General features: G+C 67.6%; 17 protein-coding genes. 7 read left to right on the forward strand and 10 right to left on the reverse strand.

The genetic code is table 11. The features are described 5' to 3' along the window. Positions 1-6: 6 nt before the first annotated feature. Entirely contained in the window at positions 7-2,046 is a 2,040-nt protein-coding gene (locus QAA18_RS02025; RefSeq protein ID WP_279410631.1) for a M13-type metalloendopeptidase, read from the reverse strand. 115 nt (positions 2,047-2,161) lie between these two features. Here QAA18_RS02025 and QAA18_RS02030 point away from each other — a divergent pair, with 115 nt between their 5' ends. Continuing rightward, positions 2,162-2,953, forward strand: a complete 792-nt coding sequence (locus QAA18_RS02030) for a DUF481 domain-containing protein (RefSeq protein ID WP_279410632.1) — start codon at positions 2,162-2,164, stop codon at positions 2,951-2,953. A 117-nt stretch (positions 2,954-3,070) separates the two neighbouring features. Further along, positions 3,071-3,958, forward strand: coding sequence for a type II CAAX endopeptidase family protein (locus QAA18_RS02035; protein ID WP_279410633.1), 888 nt, complete (start codon positions 3,071-3,073; stop codon positions 3,956-3,958). Here the strand turns inward: QAA18_RS02035 and QAA18_RS02040 are convergent. Beyond that, complete coding sequence (locus QAA18_RS02040) at positions 3,909-4,325, reverse strand: DUF1801 domain-containing protein (protein WP_279410634.1); 417 nt, start codon at positions 4,323-4,325, stop codon at positions 3,909-3,911. The genes QAA18_RS02035 and QAA18_RS02040 overlap by 50 nt on opposite strands. A 52-nt stretch (positions 4,326-4,377) precedes the next feature. Between QAA18_RS02040 and QAA18_RS02045 the strand changes: the two genes are divergently transcribed. Beyond that, positions 4,378-4,950: a hypothetical protein gene (locus tag QAA18_RS02045; RefSeq protein WP_279410635.1), complete on the forward strand. Its 573-nt coding sequence runs from the start codon at positions 4,378-4,380 to the stop codon at positions 4,948-4,950. Here the strand turns inward: QAA18_RS02045 and QAA18_RS02050 are convergent. Then, complete coding sequence (locus QAA18_RS02050) at positions 4,944-5,408, reverse strand: peptidylprolyl isomerase (RefSeq protein ID WP_279410636.1); 465 nt, start codon at positions 5,406-5,408, stop codon at positions 4,944-4,946. The genes QAA18_RS02045 and QAA18_RS02050 overlap by 7 nt on opposite strands. 101 nt (positions 5,409-5,509) lie before the next feature. Continuing rightward, entirely contained in the window at positions 5,510-6,583 is a 1,074-nt protein-coding gene (locus QAA18_RS02055; protein ID WP_279410637.1) for an LD-carboxypeptidase, read from the reverse strand. Positions 6,584-6,705: 122 nt separating this feature from the next. Between QAA18_RS02055 and QAA18_RS02060 the strand changes: the two genes are divergently transcribed. After that, positions 6,706-7,305, forward strand: a complete 600-nt coding sequence (locus tag QAA18_RS02060; protein WP_279410638.1) for a DUF1579 domain-containing protein — start codon at positions 6,706-6,708, stop codon at positions 7,303-7,305. Between the two features lie 6 nt (positions 7,306-7,311). Here QAA18_RS02060 and QAA18_RS02065 read toward each other — a convergent pair whose 3' ends face one another. Then, on the reverse strand, positions 7,312-7,866 hold the full coding sequence (locus QAA18_RS02065) for a DUF3228 family protein (protein ID WP_279410639.1): 555 nt from the start codon (positions 7,864-7,866) through the stop codon (positions 7,312-7,314). A gap of 5 nt (positions 7,867-7,871) precedes the next feature. Next, positions 7,872-8,297, reverse strand: coding sequence for a hypothetical protein (locus tag QAA18_RS02070; RefSeq protein ID WP_279410640.1), 426 nt, complete (start codon positions 8,295-8,297; stop codon positions 7,872-7,874). 121 nt (positions 8,298-8,418) lie between these two features. On the opposite strand from QAA18_RS02070, the gene QAA18_RS02075 reads away from it, so the two are divergent. Further along, entirely contained in the window at positions 8,419-9,723 is a 1,305-nt protein-coding gene (locus tag QAA18_RS02075; protein WP_279410641.1) for a M14 family zinc carboxypeptidase, read from the forward strand. A gap of 7 nt (positions 9,724-9,730) precedes the next feature. Here the strand turns inward: QAA18_RS02075 and QAA18_RS02080 are convergent, their stop codons facing one another. Together QAA18_RS02080 and sigJ are read right to left on the reverse strand one after the other, a co-directional pair. After that, positions 9,731-10,192: a carboxymuconolactone decarboxylase family protein gene (locus QAA18_RS02080; RefSeq protein ID WP_279410642.1), complete on the reverse strand. Its 462-nt coding sequence runs from the start codon at positions 10,190-10,192 to the stop codon at positions 9,731-9,733. 38 nt (positions 10,193-10,230) lie between these two features. Then, positions 10,231-11,145 (reverse strand): RNA polymerase sigma factor SigJ, encoded by a 915-nt coding sequence (sigJ, locus tag QAA18_RS02085; RefSeq protein WP_279410644.1) that lies wholly within the window; start codon positions 11,143-11,145, stop codon positions 10,231-10,233. A gap of 129 nt (positions 11,146-11,274) precedes the next feature. On the opposite strand from sigJ, the gene QAA18_RS02090 reads away from it, so the two are divergent. Next, a complete protein-coding gene (locus QAA18_RS02090; RefSeq protein WP_279410646.1) occupies positions 11,275-11,553 on the forward strand; it encodes a hypothetical protein in 279 nt (92 codons plus the stop codon). A 4-nt stretch (positions 11,554-11,557) separates the two neighbouring features. On the opposite strand, the gene QAA18_RS02095 is transcribed toward QAA18_RS02090, so the two are convergent. Continuing rightward, the gene (locus QAA18_RS02095; protein ID WP_279410648.1) at positions 11,558-12,301 is read right to left on the reverse strand and encodes a DUF72 domain-containing protein; all 744 of its coding nucleotides are present in this window, start codon (positions 12,299-12,301) and stop codon (positions 11,558-11,560) included. 106 nt (positions 12,302-12,407) lie between these two features. Here QAA18_RS02095 and QAA18_RS02100 point away from each other — a divergent pair, with 106 nt between their 5' ends. Further along, on the forward strand, positions 12,408-12,887 hold the full coding sequence (locus QAA18_RS02100; RefSeq protein WP_279410649.1) for a pyridoxamine 5'-phosphate oxidase family protein: 480 nt from the start codon (positions 12,408-12,410) through the stop codon (positions 12,885-12,887). Here the strand turns inward: QAA18_RS02100 and QAA18_RS02105 are convergent. Further along, on the reverse strand, positions 12,884-13,768 hold the full coding sequence (locus QAA18_RS02105; RefSeq protein ID WP_279410650.1) for a YihY/virulence factor BrkB family protein: 885 nt from the start codon (positions 13,766-13,768) through the stop codon (positions 12,884-12,886). The genes QAA18_RS02100 and QAA18_RS02105 overlap by 4 nt on opposite strands. Positions 13,769-13,808: the final 40 nt, after the last annotated feature.

Consider the following 13,808-nt stretch of genomic DNA (forward strand, 5'->3'; position numbering starts at 1 on the left):
AGGGCGTCACCAGATACGGACTCGATCCTCGGGGGCAATGTACAACGCGTCGCCCTCGGTGACGTGGAACGCGTCGTACCAGGCATCGATGTTGCGCAGCGGCGCGAACGCGCGGATGTGGCCCGGCGAATGGGTGCCGTTGACGAGCTGCTGGCGCAGCGCATCGTCGCGCCACAGCGTGCGCCACACCTGCGCCCAGCCCATGAAGAAGCGCTGCTCGCCGGTGAAACCGTCGATCACCGGTGCCGGCTTGCCGTCGAGCGAGCGGCGGTAGGCCTCCAGGGCGATGGTCAGGCCGCCGAGGTCGCCGATGTTCTCGCCCATCGCGACCTTGCCGTTGATGTGCATGTCCGGCAGCTGCGGGAACTCGTAGCTTTCGTACTGCGCCCCGAGCTTGGCCGCCTCGGCTTCGAACTGGCGCGCGTCTTCCGCGGTCCACCAGTCGCGCAGCAGGCCGTCGCCGTCGGACTTGCGCCCCTGGTCGTCGAAGCCGTGGATGATCTCGTGGCCGATCACGCCGCCGATGCCGCCGTAGTTCACCGCCGGGTCGGCGTCGGGATCGAAGAACGGCGGCTGCAGGATCGCCGCCGGGAACACGATCTCGTTCTTGACCGAGGAGTAATAGGCGTTGACCGTCTGCGGGGTCATGCCCCACTCGCCCTTGTCCACCGGCTTGCCGATGCGTGCGCGACGGTAGTCCCACTCGAACGCGGACGCGCGCTGGATATTTCCGGCCACGTCGCCGTTGCGGATCTCCAGCGCGGTGTAATCGCGCCAGGTATCCGGATGGCCGATCTTGAGGCCGAATCCGGCCAGCTTCTTCGCCGCCTCGGCCTTGGTTTCCGGGCTCATCCACGCCAGCTGCTCGAGGCGTGCACCCATCGCCGCCTTCACGTTGGCGACCAGGTCGTCCATCTTGGCCTTGGCGTCGGCAGGGAAATACAGCTTCACGTAATCGCGGCCGATCGCCTCGCCCATCGCCGACTCGGCGAAGGCGACGGCGCGTTTCCAGCGCGGGCGTTCCTCCGGCTGGCCGGACAGGAACTTGCTGCGGAATTCGAACCTGGCCTCGACGAAAGCCCTGGACAGGTAAGGCGCGGCGTTGTCCGTCGTCCGGAACGCCTGCCAGGCTTTCAGCGTGTCCAGGCCGGTGTCGGCAAACACCTTTGCGATGCGCGGGAAGGCGCTGTCCTGGCGGACCACCGCGCGATCCGCGTGGTCGATGCCGGCTGCCTTGAAGAACGTCGCCCACGGAAAGCCGGGCGCGGCCTGCGGCAGTTCAACCAGCGCGATCGGGTTGTAGGTCTTGTCGCGGTCGCGGCTCTCGGCGCGGGTCCAGTGCGCCTGCGCGATCTTCGTCTCCATCGCCATGATCGCATCGGCGTTGGCCGCGGGCGCCTCCCAGCCGGCCAGCTCCAGCATCTGCGCGATGTACTGCACGTAACGCTCGCGTTGCGGCGCGAACTTCTCGTCGAGGTACATCTGCCGGTCGCCCAAGCCCAGGCCGGACTGGCTCAGGTAGAGCGCGTACGTGTCCGGGTTCTTCTGGTCATCGGAGACATAGGCGCCGAAGAAGCTGCTGCCGAAGCCGGCGTTGCCCTGGCCCATCAGCGCGGCGATGGCGTCCTTGTCGCCGGCGGCGCGAATGGCGTCGAGGTGCGGCTGCAGCGGCGTGGCGCCCAGCGCCTCGATCGCCGCCTCGTCGAGGAAGCCGTTGTACAGCGCCGCGATCTTCGCCGCGTCGCCGCCGGTGGCCGGGTCGCCGGCCTCGTAGCCTTCGAGCAGCTTGCGCACCCGTTCCTCGGACAGGTCGCGCAACACCAGGAACGAGCCGTAGCTCGAACGATCGGATGGAATCTGCGTGTTCGCGGCCCAGGTGCCGCTGACGTAGCCGAAGAAGTCCGTGCCCGGATCGACGGTGGTATCCATGCCCGCGGTGTCGACGCCCCAGGTGCCGAAGCGGACGGCATCGTCGGCGGCGATGGCGGGGCTCGCGAACAGGGCCAGCGCAGCGGCAGTGGCGGCCCAAAGCAGGGTCTTCTTCAAGGCGGTTCTCCGGTCGGGACGATGCGGTCGATGGGGAAACCGATGGTTCTACCCGATTCCGTCCCTCCCGGGGGAGTGCCGAAAGCTGCCTGCCGCCTGGGCCGGGAATGCGACAATGGCAAGCCTCGTTCCGTCTCCGAAGGCCGAAGGCATGATCCTGCGTTGCACCGCCCTCCTCCTCGTGCTGCTCGCGTCCCTGCCCGCCAGCGCCCAGTTCAAGTCCAATTCCAGCCTGGCGCCGCCGCGCGACGGCAAGATCGACGAAGGCTGGAGCGGCAAGGGCGAGCTCGGCATTGCCCTGTCGCGCGGAAACACCGAGAGCGAGAGCCTGATCGGCAAGGTCGACGTCGGCTTCAGCAGCCAGCGGCGCAAGTTCGCCGCAGGCGCCTGGGGCCAGTACGCTAGCACCGACGGCGTGGAGAGCGCGCGCCGGTTCGGCAGCCACCTCACCAGCGGCTGGCGCCTGGACGAGCGACGCTATCTCTACGGCTCGCTGCGCAGCGAACGCGACGCCTTCGGCACCTACGAGTACCAGTGGACGGCCACGGCCGGCTACGGCTACGAAGTGTTCCGTACCGACACCCATCGCCTGTTCTTCGAAGCCGGCCCGGGCTACCGCTATGCCAAGGACCAGGGAGCGCGCGTCCATCACAGGGAAGGCATCGGCCGCGCCCTGGTCGACTGGAGCCTGAAGGTCACGGACACCGCGACGCTCACCGATACGCTGCTGGTCGAAGCCGGCCGCAAGAACACTTTCGCCCGCAACCTGTTCGGCGTGCAGGTGGCGGTCAACAAGAAGCTGGCGATGAAGGCGGGCCTGGAGACGCGCTACAACAGCGATGTCGAACCCGGCATCGTCAGGACCGACAACCTCACCACCGTCAACCTGGTCTACAGCTTCAAATAGCAAATGGTTTAAACGTTCGCGCCCGCAGTGACGACAGTCATGGGCGCGGACGGCATATTTACCTCCCCGGTCGCCGTCCCCCATCGTGTGCGCAACCCAATGCCGCATGGAGGCGTGATGAGCAAGTTGCTGCACGATCGGAATGGCCAGCTGCGCAACGGCTGGTGGATGCTGGTTTTCATCGTGGTCTTCCTGGCCAGCCAGCTGGTCTACCGCCCGGTGTCCAAGGGCCTGCAACTCCTGGGCGTGGAGCCGTCATGGTTCGGCCCGCTGCCCGTCGCCTTCCTGCTGCTGGCCACCTGGCTGTGCATGCGCCTGCGACGCCAGCCATTGTCGGCGATCGGCCTCAAGCTGGACGCCTCCTGGTTCCGGCAGCTCGCCGCCGGCGTCGGCCTGGGCTCTGCGTTGATGCTGGTCGTGGGCGCATCGATCATGGCGATCGGCGGCGTGCGTTTCACGATGGATCCGGCCGGGGGCCTGGCCGCCCTGGCCTACGGCACCTGGTTCTTCGTGTGGGTCGCCCTGCTCGAAGAGTTGCTGTTCCGCGGCTTCTTCTTCCAGCGCTTCGTCGACGGCGCGGGTGCGCCGATCGCGCTCTGGGTCATGGCGCTGCTGTTCGCCCTTGCCCACTGGGGCAATCCCGGAATGGAAGGCAGCACCCTGGTCATGGCCACCATCGACACGATGTTCGCTGCGTTGCTGCTCGGCCTGGCGTATCTGCGTACGCGCAGCCTCGCGTTGCCGATCGGCATCCACTTCGGCTGGAACTGGCTGCAGGGATCGGTGCTGGGCTTCGGCGTCAGCGGCGTGGACCAGGCAGGCCTGCTGCTGCCTCAGTTGCTCGACAAGCCGCAATGGATGACCGGTGGTGAGTTCGGTCCGGAGGCCAGCGTGTTCGCCCTGGTGGTGGATGGACTGGCGGTGCTGGCGATGTGGCGCTGGCGTCGTGCCGGGGCTACATCTTCTCGCCAGGCAGCTTGCTTGCCTGCTTCACCCAGTCCTTGAACTGCTTTTCGTCCAAATCGTCGTCCTCGTGGATGTCGAGGTAGCGCACGTGTTCGTGCTTCGACTCGCCCGGCGGCTTGGGCTCGAGCGAGTCGCCGCGCAGGAATGCGACCTTCACGTACCTGGTGAAGCAGTGGAAATTGAGGAACCACCCTTCCCCGCCCTTCGCACCGTAGAACGGGGAGTTCCACTTCACGGCCTTGCGCACGCCGGGCGCGGCGCCTTCGATCAGCTTGTCCAGGCGCTTGCCGACCGCCCGCTTCCAGCCGGGCATCGCCGCGATGTAATCCTGGACGGGGCCGTCGCCCTCGCCCTTGGGAATCTGCGGGTTGCCGCCCGCTAGGAGCTTGACCTGCTTCTTGACCATGGCCGGAGGCTAGCCTCTCGCCCGTTAACGCCAGGCAAAAGAGGACCCGAACATGCGTACCTGCGCTGCCCTGGCACTGTTGCTGGTTTCCGGAGCGGCCAATGCCGAGGTGCTCGACTACGACTATGTCTACCTGAGCAGGAACGGTACCGAGTCCGACGGCAACGGCTCGGGCGGCGGCTTCAAGAGCTTCGGCGGCCATACCCACGTCTTCGCCTCTTACGACGACACCGCGTTCTATGCCGGGCGCCACGACGACTGGGACTACGACCTGCAAACCCTGCGGGTCGGCGCGGGCGGGCATTACCTCATCGGCGAGCGCACCATGATCGCGCCCTCGCTATCGGTGTTCCGCAGCCGCGGCGAAGCCAAGGCGCCCTCGTGGGACGAGCCGCGCGAGCTCGAGGGCACCGGCTACATCGCCCAGTTCGACCTGCGCCACGCGGTGACCGACTGGCTCGAGATCACCGCCGCCGCACGCCTGACCCGGTTCGATGGCGATTCGGCCACCGAGATGGTCGGTGGCGTGATGTTCCATGCCACCGACAACTGGGCGTTCGGCGCGCTGTACCACCACCGCGACGGCGGCGACACGACCGAACTGACCGTGCGCTACTACTACTGAGCAGCGCGCCCGAGCTGCTTCTCTTCTTCCGAAGCCTCGCGCACACCGGCCACTTCGATATCGAAATGCAGGGTGCGGCCCGCCAGCGGGTGGTTGCCGTCGATAGTGACGTTCTCGTCGGTGGCTTCGACCACCGTGACCATCACCGGCCCGTTCTGGGTATTGGCACGGAACTGCATGCCCGGCTCGACCTTGTCCACGCCCTGGAACGCCGTGCGCGGCACTTGCTGGACCAGCGAATCGTTGCGCAGGCCGTAGCCCTCTTCAGGCTTGACGTCGACCTTCAGCGTATCGCCGGCCTTCTTGCCGGCCAGGGCCTTCTCCAGCCCCGGCACGATGTTGCCGGCGCCGTGGAAATAGGCCAGCGGCTGAGCTTCCGGCGACTTGTCGATGACCTGGCCGGCATCATCGGTGAGGGTGTAGTGGATGGTGGCGACACGCGCATCGGCGATCTCCATGGGGCCTTCCTTCTGTCATGAATGGGGAGCGTGGCGAGACTGGCATCGGGATACGCACGATGCGACATGGGGCCACGCCTTCCACCATAACACTTCGACGCTCAGTCCACCCGGAATACGGGCTCCAGCATGCGGAAGCTGCCCGCGTCGGCGTCCATCTCCACCATGCCGCCATGCGGGACGATGAACTGCTCGCGGATGTGGCCGATCATCGCCCCGCGATAGGCCGGAATGCCCAATGGCCTGATGTGATCGTCGAAGATCTGGTCCAGCGTGAGCGAGCCGAAACCTTCGCCCGGATCGCAGTCCGTGCATTCGCCGAAGATGAATCCGGCGATCCGGTCGAGCGCGCCCATGAGCTTGAGCGTGGTGAGCATGCGGTCGATGCGGTACGGCGCCTCTTCGACGTCCTCCAGGAACAGGATCCTGCCGTCGAAGTCCGGCACGTATTTCGAACCAGCCAACGCCGTCAGCACCGTCAGGTTGCCGCCGACCAGTTCGCCGCGGGCCTTGCCGCCGGCGATGGTCAGCGTGCGGTGCTTGCGCGGGACCAGTTCCTCGCCGACATCGACGGTGTTGCGGTACTGCATCAGTTCGCGCTGGAAGAACAGGCGCCTGAACTGGTCCACGTTGAACTGATTCCAGCTGCCCGACCCGATCGGGCCGTGGAAGGTCACCAGGCCCGCCTGCGACAGGATCGCGCTGTGCAGCGCGGTGATGTCGGAATAGCCCAGCAGGACCTTGGGATTGGCACGGATCGCGTCGTAGTCGAGCAGCGGCAGCAGGCGCGCAGCCCCGGAACCGCCACGCACGCAGACGATGGCCTTGACCTCGTCGTCGGCGAACATCGCGTTGAGATCGCCTGCGCGCTGTGCGTCGGTTCCCGCCAGGTGGCCGTAGCGCGACGCATAGTGGGCGCCGGTCCTGACCTTGAAGCCCAGGGCCTGCATCGCCTCGCGCGCGAGCTGCAGGTCGATGCGTTCGGCCGTGGCCGCGGAAGGACTGACCAGCGCCACGGTGTCCCCCGGGTTCAACGGAGCCGGCAGCAGGCGCCGCCCCGCGACCGGAACCGCGCGGGCCGGAACCGCGCGGGCCGGAGCCGCCGCGGTGGCACTGCCGACGAACGGCAGCAATCCGGCCAATGCCGCGCTGCCGATGAAATGCCGCCTGTCCATGCCGTCGCCTCCGGATCGATTGCGGCCAGAGTAGCGGAGGCGGCATCTGGCGTCCGCCCATCCAATGGCACATAGTCCGCGCACCGGCGCCCGCCCGGGGCGCCTTTCACGGAGGAACAGCCATGATCCGTACGGCCGTCGTCACCCTGTCCATCGCCACCGCCTGCGCACTGCCGGCCGCGCTCGCACAGGAAGCACAGCAAGCGGAAATGACCCCCGAGCAGGCCGCGATGATGCAGGCCTACATCGCTGCCGGCACGCCGGGCGCACAGCACGCGCAAATGGCCTCGACCGCCGGCGAATACGATCTTGCGATCCGCAACTGGGATGCACCCGGCGCGCCGCCGAGCGAGGAAAGCGGCACCGCCACCCGGCGCATGGTGCTCGGCGGACGGGTGCTGGTCGAACAGGTCTCCGCGCAGATGCACGGGCAATCGTTCGACGGCCACGGCATGACCGGCTACGACAACGTCAGTGGCAAGTGGTGGAGTACCTGGAACGACAGCATGTCGACCGGGCTGATGGTCAGCTCCGGCGAGTGCGACGACGCCGGCGCATGCACTTTCACCGGCAGCTGGATGGATCCGGTGAGCAAGCAGGAGACCAGCGCGCGCTTCACCACCCGCTGGACCAGCCCGAGCACGGAAGTCTTCGAGATGTACGGCCCCGGCCCCGACGGCGCGGAGTACAAGATGATGGAGATGACCTACACCAGGCGCTGAACCGGGTCAGCCGCGCCAGTTGGCGTGGTTGCGCCAGAACTCGACGCTGCGACGGTAGGCGTCGCGGTCGATGGGCACGCCGGACCCGCCCTCCTCCACGCCCATTGCGTTTCGCAACATTGTGATCGGCGCCATCGGCGTCTCTTCCGGCTCGGCGGTATACATGCACCCGACCACGCCCCAGTCGGCGTCGGTCGGCGTGCCTTCCTTGGCCAACTGATCGCGGCTGTAGAGGATCACGATCAGGTATTCCGCCACCGGCGGCTCCAGGCCCTCGAACCAGCGCACCAGCACCGGGAGTTCATCGGGCGTGCGCGCTTCGTAGTCCGAGCGCAGCAGGTGCCGGTTGGCGTCGGTGATCGGCACCGCCAGGCAGCGCGTCGACGTCCAGTTGCGATGCACGTGCAGCTTGCAGAACGGCGCGTAGCCGTCCAACACCTTCAAGGCCGGATGCTCGTTGAGATGCCGCTCGAACTGCTCCGGCGTGATGTCCTGGATGGTGTTCCGTCGGTTGGCGCGGAACAGGCGGCTTCGGGCGAATTCTGTGAGGATGACGGACATGGTGTTCAGCAGCGAATGGTTCCGATATCCATTGCAGGTTGACCGCCACGATGGCGCTGGACCCGGAGGGACTGCCCCGCCAGGGATGAGCCAAGCATTCTCGCCGCTTGCCTGCAGATGGTCGGCGTTGCTTCGTCGAGCGATGCTTGCTCGAGCCTGACGATGGCAATGGGTCCATTCCGGTTGGGCGCAGTCCCTACGACACTGACCTTGGCGATGCGTGCCTTGCGCGCCTGCTCCTTCATTCGTGCGTTCTCCGCCTCCAGCTGCTGGCTGAAAGCTTCGCCGGCGCGTGCCACGTCTCGCGCCAGCAGTCGGGTCTGGACCCAATATGAGTAGAAGGGATATGCCGCTGCGACCAGCAGGAAGACGATCAATCCCATCCAGAACCTGCCGCCCGCACCATCGTCGCCCGAATCGTAACGCCCCATGCCTGCCCCTGGTTCTGGTTACGCATCTGATGATGCACCAAACACCGTTTCGGTCGTTAGTCACATTGACAATGCGCGGGCCCCCTCCGAGCATGCGGCGTAACCCAATCGGGATATCGCCATGCCCCGCACTTTCTTGCCGGCCCTGCTCTTGCTCTGCCTGCTTGTGCCCAACCTCTCCGTCGCCCAGGAATCCCCGACCATGCCCTCGCCTCCTGCCTGGCTGGAAGAACTCGATGCCCTCTACGATGCCGACCTCCGCGTCGCCGGGCTGGAGGAGCGCGACTTCCAGCCGGAACAATGGTGGGACGTGGCGTTGCCGCTGGCCGCTGAAGGCAAGGGCTTCCACGTCGAGGAGATCGGCCGCAGCGTGGAGGGCCGGCCGCTGCGCCACGTCTCGTGGGGCAAGGGCAAGACGCGGGTCTTCCTGTGGTCGCAGATGCATGGTGACGAGAGCACGGCGTCGATGGCGCTGGCCGACCTGTTCCGTTTCCTCGGCGAGCACCCCGACCATCCGCTGGTGCAGCGCCTGCGCGAGCGCACCAGCCTGCACTTCATGCCGATCGTCAATCCCGACGGCGCGGCCCGCTTCCAGCGCCGCAACGCGCAGGGCGTGGACGTCAACCGCGACGCACGTGCCCTGGCGACGCCGGAGGGCCGCGCCCTGCACGACCTGCGCGAGCGCCTGAAGCCGGATTTTGGCTTCAACCTGCACGACCAGGACGTCGGCACGCGTGTCGGCGACAGCGATCGCGGCACGGCCATCGCCCTGCTCGCCCCGGCCTACAACGAAGCCCGCGAGGTGAACGCGCTGCGTGCCCGCGCGATCGAAGTCTCGGTCGCCATCCGCGCGGTGCTCGAGCCCTACATCAGCGGCCGTATCGCCAAGTGGGACGACACCTTCAACCCGCGCGCGTTCGGAGACCTGACGTCCAGGGCCGGCGTCTCCACGATCCTGATCGAGTCCGGCGGCATCGAAGGCGACCTGCAGAAGCAGCAACTGCGCAAGCTCAATTTCCTGGCGCTGGCCGGTGCGCTCGACGCCATCGCCACCGGCTCGTACGCGGGCCTACCGCACACGCTCTATACCGACCTGCCCGAGAACGGTCGCACCTGGGCCGACCTGCGCGTCAGCGGCGGCACCCTGGCCATCCCGGGCAAGCCGCAGGCAAAGGTCGACGTGCTGGTGGAGTTCGAGCGCAAGCTGCTGGAGCGCAACGGACGCATCGTCGAAATCGGCGACCTGGACGACATGCCAGCGCGCCGCAGCATCGATGCCAGCGGGCTGTACATCGTGCCGACGAAGACCTTCGGCAGGCACGAACCGGCCTGGTTCAACCTCAGCCGCGACCCTGAAGGCCGCGACGTGGTGTGGACGCTGGCCGGCGATGTCGATCCGGCCAGCCCCGTTCCGGCAAAGCGCTGAACCTGGCTCAGCCCTTGCGCGCGGGCTTGTAGTACCCGCCGATAGTGCGTGCCGCGATGTTGATCCGGTTCCAGCCGTTGATCGCGACCACCAGCAGGGTCAGGTCGACGAGTTCGGCTTCCTCGAAGTGCTCGCGCGCCTGCTGGTAGAGCGCGTCGGGCAGCGCCTCGGGCGAGGCCAGCTCGGTCAGCTCCTCGGCCCAGTGCAGCGCGATGCGCTCGCGTTCGTTGAACAGTCGGGTCTCGCGCCAGGCCGGCAGCACGTACAGCCGCTGCTCGGTTTCGCCTGCAGCTCGCGCATCCTTGCTGTGCATGTCCAGGCAATAGGCACAGCCGTTGATCTGGGAGACTCGCATCAGCACCAGTTCGATCAGCGCCGGTTCCAGGCGCCCGGCTTCGTGGATCTGCTGGTTCAAGGCCAACAGCGGCTGCACGGACGCGTAATGGGTCTGGAGGTTGAAGCGTTGCATGGGGGTCCTCGCTTGCTCGCGGCCGGAGATCGGCCGCTTCAATGCAAGGACGGGCCAGCCTCCCCTTTTGTGACCGGCATGCTCGTGACCGGCATGAGGTGGGCCAGCTTGGCCGGATGCCGCAGGGCGTGGATGGCCGTGATGCGGTCGCCCTCGCACTCGATCCACATCGCCGAGCTCACCGTTTTCCCGTCGTGCAGCAGCAGCGCCGGCGCGCCGTTGAGCATCACAAGCTCGTGGTGGAACAACGGCTCGCGGAAGTGCCTGGCCAGTTGCAGGTACAGCCGCGCCAGCCGCTCGGCGCCGTGCAGCGGCCGCAAGGTCGCGCGGACCACGCCGCCGCCGTCGCTGAGGTGGATCGCATCCTCGGCGAACAGCGCACGCAGGGTATCCAGCGTCGGCTCGGCCATCGCCTCGACGAAGCGCTGCAGCATGCGGCGCTGCGCCGCATGGTCGACGCTGAAGCGCGGCCTGTCCTCGCGCAGGCGGCGACGGGCACGATGCACGCGCTGGCGGCAGGCGTCCTCGGCAATGCCCAGGATCGCCGCCGCCTCGGCGTGGCCGTAGTCGAACACGTCGTGCAGCAGGAACGCCGCGCGCTCCTCCGGCCCCAGGCGTTCGAGCAGGAGCAGGAACGACAGGGTCAGCGATTCCTCACGTTCGGCCGTGGCGTCGGGCCGGTCGGCTTCCGGAGCCAGCGGCTCCGGCAGCCAGGGCCCGGTGTACTGCTCGCGCTCGACCTTCGCCCGGCGCAACCGGTCCAGCGCCAGCCGGGTGGTAACGGTGACCAGCCAGGCCTCGGGATCGTCCAGCGCGGCCGGATCCTGCTCGTTGAGCCGCAGCCAGGCGTCGTGCAATACGTCCTCGGCATCGGCCGGGGTCCCGAGCATTCGATAGGCCAGCCCGAACAGGCGCGACCGGTGGCGTTCGAACAGGGCGGTGCCAGCGTCCATCATGGGATTGTCCTCCACCTTCACGACAAGGACGCACCGGCTCGGCAAAATGTGACTTGAAACCCCACCGGGGAATCCCTAAGTGCGGCTCCGGCGTTATTCCCACCAACCAATGTCGTGGAGCAGGACATGGACAATTGGCGCGAAGAAGCGGCGACCATCAAGGCCCGCCTTGCGGTACAGCACCTGGCGCTCAAGGCCCTGGTGCAGAGCCACCCGGATCCGGCCCGCCTGCTCGACGCCTGGCGCAGTCTCCAGGCCGACAGCGTGACGGCTGCTTACGCGCCGCCAGCCGATCCCCGGAGCAGCGAATGGCTGACCGCCAAGGTGCAGGTCCTGGCCGAGGAATGGACCGAGGAACTCGAGCGGCACCGCTCGGCCTGCCTGGCCGGCGTCGAACAGGCCTGACCGGCTACAGCAACGCCTGGAGGCGGGCCGCGTCGGCCATGGCGTGGCCGTGGGCCGTGTTGTCGAAGATGCACCAGGCAGGCGTCCGCGCCCGGGCGGCTTGCGCCAGTTGCGCTGCCAACGCCTGCAGTGCCGCCGGCTCGTAGCTGCTGTAGTACATGCGCGGAGAGCCGTGCCAGCGCCAGTAGGTCCATCGCGCGCCCGCGCCGCTGCCACCGGGTACGGCTGCCTCCGGCACCAGCGCCGGATCGGCGGTGACGCGGGCCACGGCGTAGCGGCTGAGTACCACGTCCGCCGCGGGCGTGAACCAGCTCGGATGCCGCGGCTCGAAGGCAACGCGGGCACTGGCGCGTCGCCTCAGCATCGCGAAGAAGCGGTCCGCCAGGCGCGCCTCGAACACCAGGCTCGGCGGAAGCTGCACCAGCACGCCGCCGAGCTTCGGCCCCAGGCCGGCGACGTCGGCGAAGAATGCGGTCAGCGCGTCGCCCGTGGCATGCAGCCGGGCGTCATGGGTGATCGCCTTGGGCAGCTTGACCGAGAACCGGAACGCTGCCGGCACGGTTGCCGCCCAACGCTCGAACGTGCGCGGCTGGTGCGGCCGGTAGAAGGTGCTGTTGATCTCGGCCACGTCGAAGCGCGTCGCGTAGCGCGCCAGATGGCTGTCGCCGTCGCCGAACAGGTGCGCGTGACGCGACGGGATCGACCAGCCGGCGCAGCCGATGCGAATGCGCTTTTGCGTGGGAGGCATGCGGCCAGTATCGGGCCCGCCCCGTCAACGCCGGATCGCGACCGGCTCACCGCCCGATCACGACGACCCCGCTAGAAAGTCGGTCCGACCGCAGCGGAGACGCCGGATGACCGACCGCCAGCAACTCGAATCCAGGTTCTGGAAGCACCTCAACGACGACCGCACGGTCATGCTCGGCTCGGCCGGCATCGCGCCGCGGCCGATGACCGCCATCGCCGAGGACAACCGCGCGCCGCTGTGGTTCTTCACCGCCGCGGACACCGACCTGGGCAAGGTGGCCGACGCCTCGCATCCGATCGACGCCATGGCCACCTTCTCTTCGAAAGACCACGACCTGTTCGCCACCGTCGCCGGGCGGCTGGTGCTGGACAACGACCGCGACACCATCGACCGGCTGTGGAATCCCTTCATCGCCGCCTGGTTCGAGGGTAAGGACGATCCGAAACTGCGGTTGCTGCGCATGGATGCGGCCGACGCCCACGTCTGGCTCAACGAGAACAGCATGCTGGCCGGCATCAAGCTGCTGCTGGGCGCGGACCCCAAGCGCGACTTCCGCGACAAGACCGGCGACGTGAGCCTGCGCTAGCCGCGCCGCTTCCGGACACGTTCGTCCACGACCGCGGTAAGCAACGCGCCGACGAAGACGATCAGCGCGGCGTAATAGATCCAGACGATGGCCAGGATGATGGTGCCCATCGAGCCATAAGCCGACGCCGCGCCCGGATTGGAGCTGCCCAGGTACCAGGCGATCGCGGCGCGCCCTAGCAGGAACAGCAACGCCGTCGCGGCACCGCCTCCCAGTGCCAGCTTCCAGCCGACCGAGCGGTCCGGAAGGTAGTGGTACATGAACGCGAACGCGAGCGCGTAGACCAGCCACGTGGCCGCGGTCACGGCCAGCGGCAGCATCCACTCCACCCGCGCGAACATTAGTTCCAGCACGGTGCTGACGGTCATCGACACCACCAGCAGGAAGCCCACCGCCAGCACCAGGCCCAGCGAGAACACGCGCTTGCGCAGCCATGCCAGCATGCCCGGCAAGGCCGTGGCGTCGGTGCGGAAGATCTTGTTGAGCACGTTCTGCAATTGCGCGAATACGGTGGTCGCGCCGACCAGCAACAGGCCGATGCTCCACCAGCCCGCGATCGAGCCGGTGTCCGGATGCGCGCGGGCGTTGTCGATGATGGTCCGGGCCACCTGTTCGGCCTCGGCGCCGCCGAGCTGGGCGATCTGCTGCATCAGCGCCTCGCGCGCGCCGGGCAGGACCGCGCTGGTCAGCCAGACCAGGATCAGCAGCAGGGGCGCCAGCGAGAGGATCGCGTAGAGCGCCAGCGCCGCGGATTGCGACAGGAGTTCGGCATCGATGAAACGCCGCAGGAGCGCGGCCGGCAGGCTGCCGCGGGCGCGCCGGACGATGGTTTCGATCCGGGCGCGGGACGCGGTAGGCTTGGTCGGGTCCAGGTCGGCCATGTACCAGCAATAGCCGATTGGGCGTGAAATCCGGATAGCG

The organism is Luteimonas sp. 8-5, from assembly GCF_029763755.1.
Taxonomy (GTDB): Bacteria; Pseudomonadota; Gammaproteobacteria; order Xanthomonadales; family Xanthomonadaceae; genus Cognatiluteimonas.